The organism is Muriicola marianensis (genome assembly GCF_014638095.1).
In the GTDB taxonomy this organism is placed as follows: domain Bacteria; phylum Bacteroidota; class Bacteroidia; order Flavobacteriales; family Flavobacteriaceae; genus Muriicola; species Muriicola marianensis.
Map to the genome: position 1 here is coordinate 305,031 of NZ_BMFH01000001.1, position 13,016 is coordinate 318,046.

Genomic DNA, 13,016 nt, shown 5'->3' on the forward strand with positions numbered 1-13,016 from the left:
ACTTAAACCAGGTCCTTTTTTTCAAGCTTGGGATTGGGGTAATTGTCCGACTGGTCTTCCTCTCGCCGGTCGAGGCATACAAAATCTTTTTCCAGCAACAAGTGGAGGGTAGATCCCTTGTCTGTACTTTCAATAGCCTCAAATCCTACTTTTTCGTTTTTCTCCCAACCCTCAAGCCAGGTCTCGTTCACGTACAAAGTAATCCCAAGTTCTGAAAATGCAGCATTCATTCCCGGCTCGGGAGTTTTCGCCACCGCGTAGCAAAAGACATTGGTCTTGAAACGGGTCTCTTCCAGGAATTTCCCTTTTGAACAAAGGGTCTCCACCTCTGATTTGGTGAGTCGGAAACGGATGGAATTACCTTTTATCCTGATCTTCATAAGTTGATGTTCCTTATTTCTGCCAAATTGTTAATACCCTAAGTTACGACAAGTATGGAAAACAGGTGTATTTATTTACAGGGTACTATTCCAAAAGAAGTATCTTGCGGCCCATGAAGGTGCCCATCCCTATCCGCCTTGTTCTCATATGCTGCAGTTGGCTTGGGTTTATCCCTTCTGCGAGTGCTCAGGAATACCTGGATCTGGCTTCTGTTTCCTATACCACTTCCTTCAATAGCAATGTCCTGGATGAAGACAGGGACACGTCTATACAGGAATGGAACCTTAGCTTCGACCTGCCTTTGGTCCTAAATGAAAAAACGGCCCTCTTGTTTGGCCTTGGCACTAATAAGATCGGGGTAGAACTTATTCCTTCCCCGGAGCCAGATACCGACCTTTATTCGATTAGTCTCAGGCTTGGTGTGAATCATGTTTTCTCAGAACGATGGTCTGCAACCTTTCTCTTGATTCCAAAGGTAGCTTCGGATTTTACAAGCGGTTTCCGTAAAGGCAATCAGATCGGAGCTGTAGCCCTGCTGACGAGTAAAAAGGATGTGCGACTGAAGTATTCCTATGGCCTGTATGCGAACAAAGAAGAGTTTGGTCTGCTCCTGGTGCCTATTCTTGGGGTATATTACAAAAGCCCGAACGATCGCTTTGAAGCCGACGTCTTTGCTCCGGCTAGAATAGATCTCAATTACCGGCTTGGGGAGCGCACCTCCACCGGTCTGCGTTTCGACGGACTGGGCACCTCTTTCAGTATTCAGAATCCGGGTTATCCCGATCACTACGTGACCCGCGTATCCAATGATCTCTACGCCTATGGACAATATGAGCTTACTCCGAACATCCTTTTACGAGCGAAACTCGGGTATGCCTTCTTTCGTAACTTTAAGGTCTATGAAAACGATGATAAGATCGGCCTGTCTTTGGCAGGAATCTTCTTTGGGGACAACAGGGAAATCCTGAATCAGGATATAAGGGACAGTTTTCAATTTAAACTGGAAATGGTGTACAGGTTTAATCTCAAACAGGAATCAAAGCAACCGCAATAAGGAATTATGAAAAACCTAATTCGAGCCATCATCGCAGGATACGGTGCCAAGAAGATAGGTGGCGGCCGCTGTGGCTGCATCGGGACCGTTTTCGTTTTCCTCATCCTTTACTGGCTCCTGGGTTACGTCTTTAAAGTGTTCTAGGGATAATCTGTAGGAAAGCCCTACTTTTGGCGGGTGAAAATCCAAAGGAAATCCCAGCTGGAGTTCGTCGGGCTTATGGCAGCCCTTATGTCCATTGCAGCCCTGGCCCTGGATGCACTGCTGCCGGCACTCGACCTCATTGGCCGGGACATCGGTACTACCAGCCTTGCCCAGAACCAGTTGCTCATCACCTTGTTCTTTCTTGGACTGGGCGTCGGCCCCCTACTCTTCGGTCCGGTTTCAGATAGCGTGGGTAGAAAACCGGTGGTTTACATAGGCTTTGGTCTATTTGTCTTTGCGAGTTTCCTCTGTGTGTTCTCCGCCAAATTCGAGACCATGATCGCCGGTAGGATCCTGCAGGGGATCGCCCTTTCAGCCCCCAGGACGATCAGTGTGGCCATGATACGCGACCGCTACAGTGGAGACCAGATGGCACGCATCCTGTCCTTTGTGGTGGTGGTCTTTATCCTCGTACCTATCGTGGCACCTACCCTGGGGAAGTGGATCCTCGATGCCATGGGATGGGAAGCTATTTTCCATGTACAGGTGGCATTTGCCATCCTGGTAGCTCTGTGGTTCTGGAGACGACAGCCGGAGACCCTGGTCCCGGAAAAGAGAAACTCCTTTCGCTTCAGTGTCTTCATACACGGATACAAGGAGTTACTGAATTATCGTCAAACCATGATCTTCACTTTTATCTGGGGCTTTATCACAGGTTCTTTTCTGGTATATCTCAGTACTGCACAGCAGGTATTTGAAGATCAATATCTCATGAAGGAGTCTTTCCCTTATATTTTTGCCTGCCTGGCAATTACAATAGGCACCGCAACATTGCTCAACGGTACTTTGGTCTTGAGGTTTGGGATGCTGCGCCTGGTGACCGTTGCGCTGGGATGCTATATCCTGGTGCCCCTTCTTTTTGTGATCCTTTTTTACGGAAGTGGAAATCCCCCCTGGTGGGTCGCCCTGGGGTTTTTCGGAATGCAATTCTTCGCTGTTGGCTTCGTATTTGGTAACCTGAGGGCCCTGGCAATGGAACCGGTTGGGCATATAGCCGGTATCGGATCGGCCATTACCGGATGCATTGCTACTGTTATGGCGGTACCCATCAGCGCCTTTATCGGTAGTTATGTAAAAGTGAGCATCCTACCGATATTCCTGGGTTTTTTGATTTGCGGGACGATGGCCTATCTCCTGCTCGGGTATTTTTACCTGTCGAAAAGATTCAGGAATCACGGAAATTGAATCGGAGGTTTTGAAACATTCTAAGCAGTATTCTTATCTTTATCCCCTAATGATTTTTGAATGCTGATCTGGGTCGCGTTTATTTCCCTCATTATCTTATTTCTGGCCATGGACCTCGGAGTTTTCAACAAGAGGGACCATGTGATCCGCAGTAAGGAAGCCAGTCTTTGGACTGCACTTTGGGTCACCGTGGCCTTTAGCTTCAGCGGGGTCGTCTACTGGCTTTTTTCGGCCGGACTCCTGGAAAACCCGACGGCTATGACACCCAATCAGGCCGTACTTAATTACATCACCGGCTATCTCATTGAGCTCTCACTGAGTATTGATAATGTATTTGTGATCGCCGTGATCTTTTCCGCCTTTTCTATTCCACCCATGTATCAGCACAGGGTGCTTTTCTGGGGGATCCTGGGAGCTATTGTCTTCCGGGCTCTGATGATCGTTTTCGGTGTGGCTCTTATCACCCGGTTCGAGTGGGCCATATACGTTTTTGGGGTTTTTCTTCTCTACACGGCTTTCAAGATGCTGAAATCGGATTCCATAAAATTCGACCCCAAACGTTCCCTGGTCTTTAAATACCTAAGAAGGATATATCCACTTACACATCATATGAAAGGGCGGCATTTCTTTATCAAGAGGATGGGCATAAAAGCAGCTACTCCACTATTTGTGGCCCTGATCGTCATAGAACTGACGGATATCTTGTTTGCGCTGGACAGTATCCCTGCTATCCTTGCTATTACGGCAGATCCCTTTATCGTTTTCAGTTCCAATATCATGGCTATTCTGGGATTGCGATCCATGTATTTCCTGATCTCCCGAATGCTGTCGAAGTTCCGGTTCATCAACTACAGCCTGGTGGTGATCCTTGGATTTGTAGGACTGAAAATGCTGGGCTCAGAATTTATTCACGTGGAGGAATGGATTTCCCTGACGGTGATCGTGGTATCCCTGGCAGCAGGGATCATCTCCTCCTTGCTCATCCCTGAATCGAACCCCGATTCCATAACCGGGGAATAAGAAAAAAGCCAAAATCAGATTGTTGGCGAAATACTGCCTATTTTATTTTGGATTCAATCATGTTTAGCGCATCCCCCACTGTTTGCATGTCGTCCATGTCCTCATTTTCCAGGGTGATGTCAAATTCATCCTCCACGTCCAGGACTATGTCGACCAGGTTAGCAGAATTGATGTTAAGTTCATTGATCAAATGGCTTTCCAGGGTTATTGAGTCTGCCGACACATCATCAGGCAGATAGGGCTCGATGATTGCCCTTAATTTCTGGTATCTGTCATTTTGGGTCATGGATCAGGATTTGAATTGCTTAAAAATAACACAAGCATTGACATCCCCAAAACCAAAACTGGCCTTTGCGATCACTTCAGGTGCAATTTTCAGAGAATTGGCGGGAATTCTGGAAGGGTGAATCCTCTTAAGGATATCCGGATGGATATCTTCGCAATTCACGTTGCCAAAAACCTCCTTCCTGGCTAACTGAAGCACAGAGCCCACACACTCTATGGAACCGGCCGCTGCCAGACAATGGCCTATGGTACTTTTAAAGGAGTTGATATAGGGAAAGGTATCACCTGATCTACCCAGGGCCTGACACCAATTGTCAATTTCCACCGCGTCCTTTGTGGTGGCGGTCAGATGCCCATTGATGCAGTCGATTTCGTCTGCATTGATCCCACTTTGGTTTATGGCCTCTGAGATACAACGCTGTACTGCGATGTCATTGGGTGCCGTCATGGTCCCTCCACTGCGCTGACCCCCACAGTTGACAGCTCCGCCCAAAACCTCTGCGTAGATCCTGGCATTGCGTTTAAGGGCACTGTCCAGGCTTTCCAGAACAAGAGCCCCTGCCCCACTCCCCGGCACAAAGCCCGCAGCAGTGGCACTCATGGGTCGACTTCCCTTTGTGGGATCATCATTGAAATTGCGGGGAAGGATGCGCATAGCATCGAATCCTCCCCACACATAGGGTCCGCTATCGCTGCAACTACCGGCCAGCATCCTTTTAGCTTTACCGGATACAATGCGGTCATAGGCCATCAGCACCCCTTCTGTACCTGTTGTACAGGCAGAGGAATTGGTGGTCACCTGGTTGCCCAGCCCCAGTTTACCTCCTAGAAAGGCACTGATCCCGCTGGCCATGGTCTGGATAACAGAAGTACTGCCCAAACGCCTTGTTTTACCCTCATCCACCAGGTGAATCGCTTCCCGAAACTTATCAACCCCCAAAATCCCGGTTCCAAAAATGACACCGCTATCCCAATCGGTATTATCGGCCTCGGTGGGCTTCATACCGGCGTCCTGCCAGGCATCCATCCCGGCGATCACCCCATAAACAAGTCCGCTGGAATTCAATCCCCTCTGTTCTAATGATGTAAAGTATTTATTTAAATAACTGGCTTCAATAACCGGTCTTCCAGCGATCTGACATCCAAACTTCAGTTCTCTTAGTTGCGGGTGATATTCAATCCCGCTTTTTCCTGTCTGAAGTGCCTGAGAAAAAGTTTCCAGGGTGATCCCATTGGGAGCACAAACCCCCATCCCGGTAATAACCACGCGTTCACGCATCTGATCTCGCTTTTATCATTCCGGCGATCTGACCCTTACAGACCACTTCATTCTGCTCATTGAACATAGTAATCTTGCACTTCAATTTAGAAAATCTATAATAGAGCTTTTCCGACTTTACTCTGACTCGTTCGCCTGGAAAAACCGGAATATAGAACTCCATCTCCGAGGATGTCAGAGCGATCGCGGTATTCTCAAAGGTTCTCTTTTCACTCTTTTCGAGTATAAAGATCCCCAGACAAACCAGTCCGATCTGCGCACAACATTCTGTCAGGATGACTCCAGGGGTGACAGGCTCATCTTTGAAGTGACCTCTGTAAAAAGGCAGATCATCTCTGAAAAGATATGTTCCCTCGCATCCGTTCTCATCCATATGAAGAATCTCATCCACGAACAAAAAGGGATCTGAATAGGGTAACGCCTTTAATATTTCCTGGTAATCTCTCATCTCAAACTCTCTCCTCCATCGGCTTTTACAATACTGCCATTGATCCACCGGGCCTCTTCCCGGCAAAGCATGGAAACTACATCCGCTACGTCCTCTGCCCTGGTGATTCGGCCGTAAGGGTTTCGCTTTTTGGCCATCTCCATAATCCTTTCACTTCCCGGGATCATATTAAAGGAGGACGTATTTGTGACTCCCGCCTGTATACAATTGGCTTTGATCCCCAGAGGAGCAAATTCCAGAGCTATGCTTCTTGTAAAGGCTTCCAGGGCGGCTTTGGCGACAGAAACGGCCGCATATCCGGGCATGGCTTTGGTATTCCCTTCGCTGGTAAAGGATATGACGCGCATATCGGGGTGATTCATGTTTTCTGATACGAGGTTCTGCACCCACTCATACAAACTGAGCGCCATGGCCCTGAAAGTAATCTCAACGTCTTCTGCACTCAGGACCTCCCCATTTGGACTGTACATAGGTTTCAGGCTGCCTTTAGCGATACTGTGGACCAGCACCTTCACCCTGTCACCTTCTTTAAATCCTGATTTTAGCTCCTGTATGATCTCCCTTCTTTTCTGTGGATTGACCGCATCGGTATTGAAGGAACAGAAAGCGGGAGCGTTTTCCTTTATTTTGGTAAACTGAATTTGAATTTCCGGAAGGTCAGCTCGTCTGTCGCGGTGAACGATACAAATAGCATATCCTTCCTCCGAGAGTTTTTGGGCCGTCGCCAGACCCAACCCCCTGCTACCCCCAAGGATTATTGCCCAATTATTGCCTTTCGTTTCGCTCATGCCACGCTTGTATATTTGCTTTTCAGTAAAGGTAGCACATATCTTTGGTTGTCAGCCTCACCATTGAATCAGCACCCTTTGGGCCGAGAACCCGGGACCAAAACTGAGGATCAGGCCCTGCTCCCCCGCCTTAATCTCCCTTTCCATAAATCGCTCCAGCACATACAGGACCGTGGCGCTGCTCATATTTCCGTACAATCTCAAGGTCTCCCGGGTGTCGTCCATGTTTTTTCCCAGGGCTCCGAAGAGGGATTCCACTGTCTCCACGATCTTCCTCCCACCCGGATGAAATACGAGATGATCTATCTTTTCAATAGAAGTATCGTACTTTTTTAGAAAAGGATGGATGATGTGGGGGAAATGCTCACTAATGGCTGACGGTACGGCAGGATCAAGGATCATCTTAAGCCCAGTGTTCACCACATCAAAACCCATCAGGTGTGTGGCATCAAAAAAATGGTACATTTCCTCCCCGAGAATTGCAGGTCCGCTGGCATCTTCTTCTGAGGAGAGCAGCACACAGGCCGCCCCGTCGCCGAAGATAGCCGCACTTACCATATTGGCCATGCTGAAATCGTTTAACTGGAAGGTGGCGGTCGGACTCTCAACAGCCACCACGGCAGCCCTTTTACCCGGGTTCGCTTTTAAAAACTTAGAGGCGTAGATCATTCCCGAGACCCCTGCAGCACAACCCATCTCCGTGACCGGAAGGCGAACCACGTCTTGTTTCAGATTCAATTCATTGATGAGATAGGCGTCCAGGGAGGGGATCATGATGCCTGTACAACTCACCGTAATGATATAGTCCAGGCTGCGGGATTCCCACCCCTGTTTATCCAGGGCTTTCTGAAGTACAGCCTTTCCCAGTTTTTTAACCTCCCTGGCATAGATCTCATTTTTCTGAGCGAAGGAGGTGGCCGTAAAGACCTCTTCTATATTCATGATGCCATACCTGCGATCGACCCCTGCGGCCTCGAAAATCTTGAGGACTTTTCGCCTGAACCTGTCCTCCTGCCCCGAAAGCCACAAATCCACAAAGGGCAGGATTTCCCGGGTCTCCCGGCAATAAGGTGGCAATTCCTTGGCTACGCCCGCTACATGCACATTATTCATTGTTCTATCATGTTTTTATGCCAGAATGACCATTCATACCGAAAGGCCCATCTCCATCGGATCCTGTGACTGAGGTCTGGTATTAATTTAGAAAAATTGAGCAATTCACTTTTTGTAAAACCCCTTTTGATCGAAGTAAGACCATCCTGCCTTGCTATCCTTGTTTTCATAAAGAGGGCAGAGAAAACCACGAATAGCGCATAAGCGATCTTGTTTCTGTCCAGATCGTTGATCACAACACCTAATTGCGCCAATTCTGAAAACTTTATTATCAACTTCACAATCTCCTCGTCGCTGAAATGATGCAGGGTGAGGGTGCAGAGAACAAAATCGCACCCATCCCTCTCCGGTCTAAGGTCGAATATATCCCTCCGCTCGAAAGAGATATTCTTCAGATCTGAATTTTTCTGTCTGGCCAGGGAAATTGAATCGGCGTTCAGGTCTATGCCTTTTAGGCTGGCTTCGATCCCCTCCCGCTCGCACATCAAAGCCACCTCCCGCAATACCGTACCGTCTCCACAACCCACATCAAGGACATTGTATTTTTTTCCGGGGTCGTTGAGCATCATTCTTTTCAAAGCCTTTAAAGTGACCCTGTTTCCACCCAGGAGGGAATTGACTGTATTGATATCCCGGAGAACAGCCTGGATCATATCCTTGCCCAGTAACGGGTCGTCCATCTGCTCCTGCTCCAGGCTGCGTTCTTTGTACCAGATCATATCGCAACGGGATTTCCGTGGGTTCTCCGGATGATACGCCTGAGGGTTCCGGGTGATTCTGATGCCAGGGTGAAGAGCAGATCAGTGGCTGTAGCTGAGAGAAGCAAGCGTTGCAAATACCGTCCGGTACGCACTCGCCTACCGAAAGTTCTTCTCCAAAGAACTGAGTATTCCTTTTCCAACAATGTCCGATCGGGATTTTTCGAACCCAACTGTCCACATAACAATTCAGAAGCAAGTTTTGCGCTGTGAATCGCCATAGCCATCCCGTTTCCGCAAAGAGGATGTATGAGTCCGGCTGTATCCCCACACATGAGTACATGGCTTTCCACGGGTTTTTTCGATGCAAATGAAACCTGTGCAATGGTCAGAGGTCTTTCAAAAAGCATTTCAGCATGTTCTAAAAAATGTCTGAGCCTTGGATTTCGCGAAACGGTCTTTTTGTTGAATTGCTCTATGTCACGAACTTTTTGAAAATGCTTATAAGAGACCAGGTAACAGAAATTGATCGCCCCTGTCTCCGTCATGGACAGGCCTCCATATCCCCCGTCAAAGCTGTGGAGACCCACCAGGTTTGAAGAGAAATCCGGATAGTGATAATGGGCTTTTACGGCTAACCAGGGAGAATTTCCTTTTATGAAAGGACGATCGAGATAATGGTCGATCCCGGATCTTTTCCCATAGGTCCCCAGGACGTAGGTCGAGTAGTAGGTTTCACCTGTTTGCGTGCGTACGCAGAAAGAATGCCCGTCAAAATCGACGGAGGTCACGGTGCCAAATAAAATCTCCACTTTCAGGGAGAGGGCTCGGAGATAGAGGGTGTGGTCTAGTTTAAACCGACTTATCCCAAGGGCACCCAGGGGCAATTCGAGCTCCAGCCTACGACCTTTGGCTGTACTGAATTCAAGGGTATCTATTTCCACAGCACCGGAAAGGTCGACGCCCAATTCACGGAGGTAAGGCAGGATCTCCTTCGAGAGGTATTCCCCGCAGACCTTGTGATGAGGATATGCTTCCTTCTCGAGCACAAGTACCCGGAATCCCTCCTTCTTCAGGTGTATGGAAGCCGTCAGGCCGGCCAATCCTCCCCCAATACAAATCACATCGTACATAGCAATCAGGGAAAGATACAGAAAGCACCAATAAAAAACCCGACAAATTTGCCGGGTTTCCTAAAGTTGTTAAAGCAATTAGCCTTTTGTTTTCTGCATGGCCTCCTGTTTGAGCTCTTCGCTGGCGATGATCCCGAGTTCCACCCTCCGGTTCTTCGCTTTGCCTTCAGCAGTGGCGTTGTCTGCTATTGGCTGCGCTTCTCCATACCATTTGGTAGTGAACCTGCTCGCATCTATTCCCTGGCTGATCAGGTAATTGGTCACAGATTCTGCCCTGAGTTTGGAAAGGCCCATATTGTATTCATCGCTTCCGGCACTGTCTGTATGTCCTTCCACGAGGATTACGGTCTTTGGGTATTCCTTAAAGATGCCTGCCAGTTTGTTTAGAGTCTCCACTGACGTGCCCTTGATATCAGACTTATTGGTGTCAAAATACACTCCGGCACCCTGACTGAAGGTCACGTTGATACCTTCACCCACCCGGGTAACTTCAGCTCCCGGAATCTCTTCCTGTATCCTTTCTGCCTGTCGGTCCATGCGGTTGCCGATATAGCCCCCTGCAGCCCCACCGACTACCCCGCCGATGATGGCGCCCAGTACGGTATTGCCCTTTCCGACATTGTTTCCTATAACACCACCGATTACGGCTCCTCCCGTGGCCCCGATCACGGCTCCTTTTTGGGTGTTGTTGGCATTTTTAACTGTGTTGCATCCCAGCACAAGGCTTAGAACCATCACTATGAGTTCTGTTCTTTTTATCATGGTATCTGTTTTTATTGCTTGGTAAATTCGTACACCAGCGTCACGGGTTTATTGTCTACCGTAACGTTGGATTTCAAGGTCATTTGGGTATCTGTAAGCTGAGCGATGTTCAATCGGTAGCCGAGTCCGCCCGAAACATCATTGCGTTTCTCGTCAATGAATTTGAACTGCAGCTGATTTGTGTAATTGGCGGGGTTACTCACCACTGACCAGCGGATGAACCGGTCACCTCCCTGGCAGAGACTGCCTTGTTGAATGGTGTATCGTCCCGTACTGTTGTTGTCCCTGAAGAACCAGTTGCTGCCTTCAAAACAAATAGCATCGGCGTCATTGAACAAAACGGCTTTGAACATTCCCTGGTTGTTTTCGTATCGTACGTCATCCAAAATCCAGGTTCCGCTAAGCATGTTCCTTTGATCCCTGACCTCCTTGGAAATCCCGCAGGATGCGAGGAACACGCCTGAGAATATTAGTATCAAACTTTTTTTAAGCATGTGTAAAGCATTTGAGTTTCCCTTGTATATACGGAATAATTCGAGCAATAGATTTTGGGGGATTACTTTTTTAAGAAGGAATTGTACGCTGAGAAAACAGATGTAAGCCTCATCAATAGGCCAGTAACTGTCGTATCTCTCTGAGAATCCTTCCTTTAGGCAGGTACATGTTTTCAAGTGACCTGGCAAAAGGCACAGGTGTCTCCAGACTGCCTATGCGTTTGACAGGAGCATCGAGACTTTCGAAGCATTCTTCCATGACAGAGGCAGCTATATCACTGGCAATTCCACCAAAAAGAGTGTCTTCCTGCACAACCATACATTTTCCCGTTTTTCTTACTGATGCATACACAGTTTGAAGGTCGAGAGGCTGGAGGGTCCTGAGATCAATAAGGTCTGCATGAATGTCCTCATGAGCATCGAGGATCTCCAACATCCAATGAACCCCAGCCCCATAGGTCACCACGGTGAGGTCATCTCCTTCTCTGAGTAAATTAGCAACGCCAAAAGGAAGGGTATAATAAGAGTCGGGAACGTCCTGATATACGCTTCTGTACAGAGCCTTATGCTCAAAGAAAAGCACCGGGTTCGGATCGTTGACCGCGGTAGCCATAAGTCCCTTGGCATCATATGGAAAGGCCGGGTACACCACCTTTAAACCTGGTGTCTTGGTAAACCATGCTTCGTTGGTCTGGGAATGGAAGGGCCCGGCTCCCACCCCTGCGCCACAGGGCATACGGATCACGACATCTGCCGGTTCGTTCCAGCGATAATGCACTTTGGCCAGGTAGTTCACTATGGGATTAAAACCGCTGCTGACAAAATCTGCGAATTGCATTTCCATTACAGCCTTCATGCCATTGATGGATAATCCCATAGCAGCAGAGACTACGGCTGATTCGCATATGGGTGTATTCCTGACGCGATCCCGACCAAAGGCCTCCACAAAGCCTTCCGTTACTTTAAAAACACCCCCGTATTCCGCTATATCCTGGCCCAGGATAACGAGGTTAGGGTGCTTCTCCATAGACTGTCGAAGTCCGGCTGAGAGAGCGTCTACCAAACGTATATTTGATGTCTTTTCTTCAGGCTTAACTTCCTGATATACAAATTTTCTATAGACATCATTTAATTCATTAATTTCGGTAGAGTTTATCGCTTCTTCCTCAAAAGCAAGTTGCAGGTTATCGTCAATTTCATGGATGAATTGTTTCTTTATTTCAACCTCCTCCTCTTCTGACAAAATACCTTCTTCCCTCAGGTAGGCCACGTAATTCTCAATGGGGTCCTTTGCGGCCCATTCATCCAAGAGTTCCTGGGGGACGTATTTGGTCCCGCTGGCTTCCTCGTGCCCTCGCATCCTGAAGGTTTTAAATTCGAGCAGTATCGGTCTGGGCCTTTGCCGTACGCTGCGACTCAAGGCACTCACGCGGGAATACACCTCCAAAATGTTGTTTCCATCGATGATATAGGATTCCATCCCATATCCTTTTCCCCTATCTGCGATGTGTTTGCACTTAAACTGTTCACTGATGGGAGTGGAAAGACCATAGCCGTTATTTTCCACGCAGAAAAGCACCGGCAGGTTCCATACTGCGGCAATGTTCAGGGCCTCGTGAAAATCCCCTTCACTTGTGGCCCCCTCCCCTGTAAAGACAGCGGTCACCCTTTTGTTGTTCTTCAACAGATCGGCCAGGGCAATACCGTCTGCCACGCCCAGCTGTGGGCCCAGGTGAGATATCATCCCGATGATCTTATATTCCTGGGTTCCAAAATGAAAACTCCGGTCCCTCCCTTTGGTAAATCCGCTTTTCTTTCCCTGCCATTGGGAGAAAAGTCGGTTCAGGGGAACATTCCTGGTGGTGAAGACACCCAGATTTCTGTGCATGGGCAGGATGTATTCTTCCGGATCCAGGCACATGGCAACCCCCGCTGATATCGCTTCCTGTCCAATACCGCTAAACCATTTGGAGATCTTTCCCTGGCGGAGGAGAATGAGCATTTTTTCCTCTATCATCCTGGGTTTGAGCATAGCCTTGTAGAGCTCCAGGAGCATTTCTGAAGAAAGGCCATGATGTTTGAACTGCATGATATACGATCTAGGGTAAGTACGGATTTATGGCGTAAATGTAGCAAAATTGATCAGAAGATCCCCTTGACATCAGGGATCAT

The 13,016-nt window shown here is 48.2% G+C and carries 15 protein-coding genes; 4 read left to right on the forward strand and 11 right to left on the reverse strand.

Annotation, left to right across the window (positions count from 1 at the left end):
- Window positions 1-2 precede the first annotated feature (2 nt).
- Window positions 3-380, reverse strand: coding sequence for a DUF7009 family protein (locus IEV19_RS01495; protein ID WP_188368938.1), 378 nt, complete (start codon window positions 378-380; stop codon window positions 3-5).
- A gap of 113 nt (window positions 381-493) precedes the next feature.
- On the opposite strand from IEV19_RS01495, the gene IEV19_RS01500 reads away from it, so the two are divergent.
- Genes IEV19_RS01500 through IEV19_RS01515 form a run of 4 tightly spaced genes read left to right on the forward strand, consistent with a single transcriptional unit; the run spans window position 494 to window position 3,844 of the window.
- Window positions 494-1,435 (forward strand): DUF6268 family outer membrane beta-barrel protein, encoded by a 942-nt coding sequence (locus IEV19_RS01500; protein ID WP_188368939.1) that lies wholly within the window; start codon window positions 494-496, stop codon window positions 1,433-1,435.
- Window positions 1,436-1,441: 6 nt separating this feature from the next.
- Window positions 1,442-1,579: a hypothetical protein gene (locus IEV19_RS01505; protein WP_188368940.1), complete on the forward strand. Its 138-nt coding sequence runs from the start codon at window positions 1,442-1,444 to the stop codon at window positions 1,577-1,579.
- Window positions 1,580-1,612: 33 nt separating this feature from the next.
- The gene (locus tag IEV19_RS01510; RefSeq protein WP_188368941.1) at window positions 1,613-2,824 is read left to right on the forward strand and encodes a multidrug effflux MFS transporter; all 1,212 of its coding nucleotides are present in this window, start codon (window positions 1,613-1,615) and stop codon (window positions 2,822-2,824) included.
- Window positions 2,825-2,884: 60 nt separating this feature from the next.
- Complete coding sequence (locus IEV19_RS01515) at window positions 2,885-3,844, forward strand: TerC family protein (protein WP_188368942.1); 960 nt, start codon at window positions 2,885-2,887, stop codon at window positions 3,842-3,844.
- Window positions 3,845-3,881: 37 nt separating this feature from the next.
- Here the strand turns inward: IEV19_RS01515 and IEV19_RS01520 are convergent, their stop codons facing one another.
- The 10 genes from IEV19_RS01520 to IEV19_RS01565 all read right to left on the reverse strand — a co-directional run bounded on the left by IEV19_RS01520 (window position 3,882) and on the right by IEV19_RS01565 (window position 12,933).
- Window positions 3,882-4,130: an acyl carrier protein gene (locus IEV19_RS01520; RefSeq protein ID WP_188368943.1), complete on the reverse strand. Its 249-nt coding sequence runs from the start codon at window positions 4,128-4,130 to the stop codon at window positions 3,882-3,884.
- Window positions 4,131-4,133: 3 nt separating this feature from the next.
- A complete protein-coding gene (locus IEV19_RS01525) occupies window positions 4,134-5,408 on the reverse strand; it encodes a beta-ketoacyl-[acyl-carrier-protein] synthase family protein (RefSeq protein ID WP_188368944.1) in 1,275 nt (424 codons plus the stop codon).
- Window positions 5,401-5,856, reverse strand: a complete 456-nt coding sequence (locus IEV19_RS01530) for a 3-hydroxyacyl-ACP dehydratase FabZ family protein (protein ID WP_188368945.1) — start codon at window positions 5,854-5,856, stop codon at window positions 5,401-5,403. The genes IEV19_RS01525 and IEV19_RS01530 overlap by 8 nt, the downstream gene beginning before the upstream one ends.
- Entirely contained in the window at window positions 5,853-6,644 is a 792-nt protein-coding gene (locus IEV19_RS01535; RefSeq protein ID WP_188368946.1) for an SDR family oxidoreductase, read from the reverse strand. The genes IEV19_RS01530 and IEV19_RS01535 overlap by 4 nt, the downstream gene beginning before the upstream one ends.
- A 57-nt stretch (window positions 6,645-6,701) precedes the next feature.
- Window positions 6,702-7,757, reverse strand: a complete 1,056-nt coding sequence (locus IEV19_RS01540) for a type III polyketide synthase (protein ID WP_188368947.1) — start codon at window positions 7,755-7,757, stop codon at window positions 6,702-6,704.
- Window positions 7,754-8,476 (reverse strand): methyltransferase domain-containing protein, encoded by a 723-nt coding sequence (locus IEV19_RS01545; RefSeq protein ID WP_188368948.1) that lies wholly within the window; start codon window positions 8,474-8,476, stop codon window positions 7,754-7,756. The genes IEV19_RS01540 and IEV19_RS01545 overlap by 4 nt, the downstream gene beginning before the upstream one ends.
- On the reverse strand, window positions 8,473-9,588 hold the full coding sequence (locus IEV19_RS01550; RefSeq protein WP_308418519.1) for an NAD(P)/FAD-dependent oxidoreductase: 1,116 nt from the start codon (window positions 9,586-9,588) through the stop codon (window positions 8,473-8,475). Before IEV19_RS01550 ends, IEV19_RS01545 begins: the two co-directional genes overlap by 4 nt.
- A gap of 78 nt (window positions 9,589-9,666) precedes the next feature.
- Window positions 9,667-10,350, reverse strand: a complete 684-nt coding sequence (locus tag IEV19_RS01555) for a YiaD family glycine zipper/OmpA-like lipoprotein (RefSeq protein WP_188368949.1) — start codon at window positions 10,348-10,350, stop codon at window positions 9,667-9,669.
- An 11-nt stretch (window positions 10,351-10,361) separates the two neighbouring features.
- Window positions 10,362-10,844 (reverse strand): lipocalin-like domain-containing protein, encoded by a 483-nt coding sequence (locus tag IEV19_RS01560; protein ID WP_188368950.1) that lies wholly within the window; start codon window positions 10,842-10,844, stop codon window positions 10,362-10,364.
- Window positions 10,845-10,956: 112 nt separating this feature from the next.
- On the reverse strand, window positions 10,957-12,933 hold the full coding sequence (locus IEV19_RS01565) for an alpha-ketoacid dehydrogenase subunit alpha/beta (RefSeq protein WP_188368951.1): 1,977 nt from the start codon (window positions 12,931-12,933) through the stop codon (window positions 10,957-10,959).
- Window positions 12,934-13,016: the final 83 nt, after the last annotated feature.

What these genes read in the sequence shown, in the direction of transcription:
- IEV19_RS01495 (WP_188368938.1), bottom strand. Translation starts at nt 380, where the DNA reads ATGAAGATCAGGATAAAAGGTAATTCCATCCGTTTCCGACTCACCAAA.
- IEV19_RS01500 (WP_188368939.1), top strand. Translation starts at nt 494, where the DNA reads ATGAAGGTGCCCATCCCTATCCGCCTTGTTCTCATATGCTGCAGTTGG.
- IEV19_RS01505 (WP_188368940.1), top strand. Translation starts at nt 1,442, where the DNA reads ATGAAAAACCTAATTCGAGCCATCATCGCAGGATACGGTGCCAAGAAG.
- IEV19_RS01515 (WP_188368942.1), top strand. Translation starts at nt 2,885, where the DNA reads ATGCTGATCTGGGTCGCGTTTATTTCCCTCATTATCTTATTTCTGGCC.
- IEV19_RS01520 (WP_188368943.1), bottom strand. Translation starts at nt 4,130, where the DNA reads ATGACCCAAAATGACAGATACCAGAAATTAAGGGCAATCATCGAGCCC.
- IEV19_RS01525 (WP_188368944.1), bottom strand. Translation starts at nt 5,408, where the DNA reads ATGCGTGAACGCGTGGTTATTACCGGGATGGGGGTTTGTGCTCCCAAT.
- IEV19_RS01530 (WP_188368945.1), bottom strand. Translation starts at nt 5,856, where the DNA reads ATGAGAGATTACCAGGAAATATTAAAGGCGTTACCCTATTCAGATCCC.
- IEV19_RS01535 (WP_188368946.1), bottom strand. Translation starts at nt 6,644, where the DNA reads ATGAGCGAAACGAAAGGCAATAATTGGGCAATAATCCTTGGGGGTAGC.
- IEV19_RS01540 (WP_188368947.1), bottom strand. Translation starts at nt 7,757, where the DNA reads ATGAATAATGTGCATGTAGCGGGCGTAGCCAAGGAATTGCCACCTTAT.
- IEV19_RS01545 (WP_188368948.1), bottom strand. Translation starts at nt 8,476, where the DNA reads ATGATCTGGTACAAAGAACGCAGCCTGGAGCAGGAGCAGATGGACGAC.
- IEV19_RS01550 (WP_308418519.1), bottom strand. Translation starts at nt 9,588, where the DNA reads ATGTACGATGTGATTTGTATTGGGGGAGGATTGGCCGGCCTGACGGCT.
- IEV19_RS01555 (WP_188368949.1), bottom strand. Translation starts at nt 10,350, where the DNA reads ATGATAAAAAGAACAGAACTCATAGTGATGGTTCTAAGCCTTGTGCTG.
- IEV19_RS01560 (WP_188368950.1), bottom strand. Translation starts at nt 10,844, where the DNA reads ATGCTTAAAAAAAGTTTGATACTAATATTCTCAGGCGTGTTCCTCGCA.
- IEV19_RS01565 (WP_188368951.1), bottom strand. Translation starts at nt 12,933, where the DNA reads ATGCAGTTCAAACATCATGGCCTTTCTTCAGAAATGCTCCTGGAGCTC.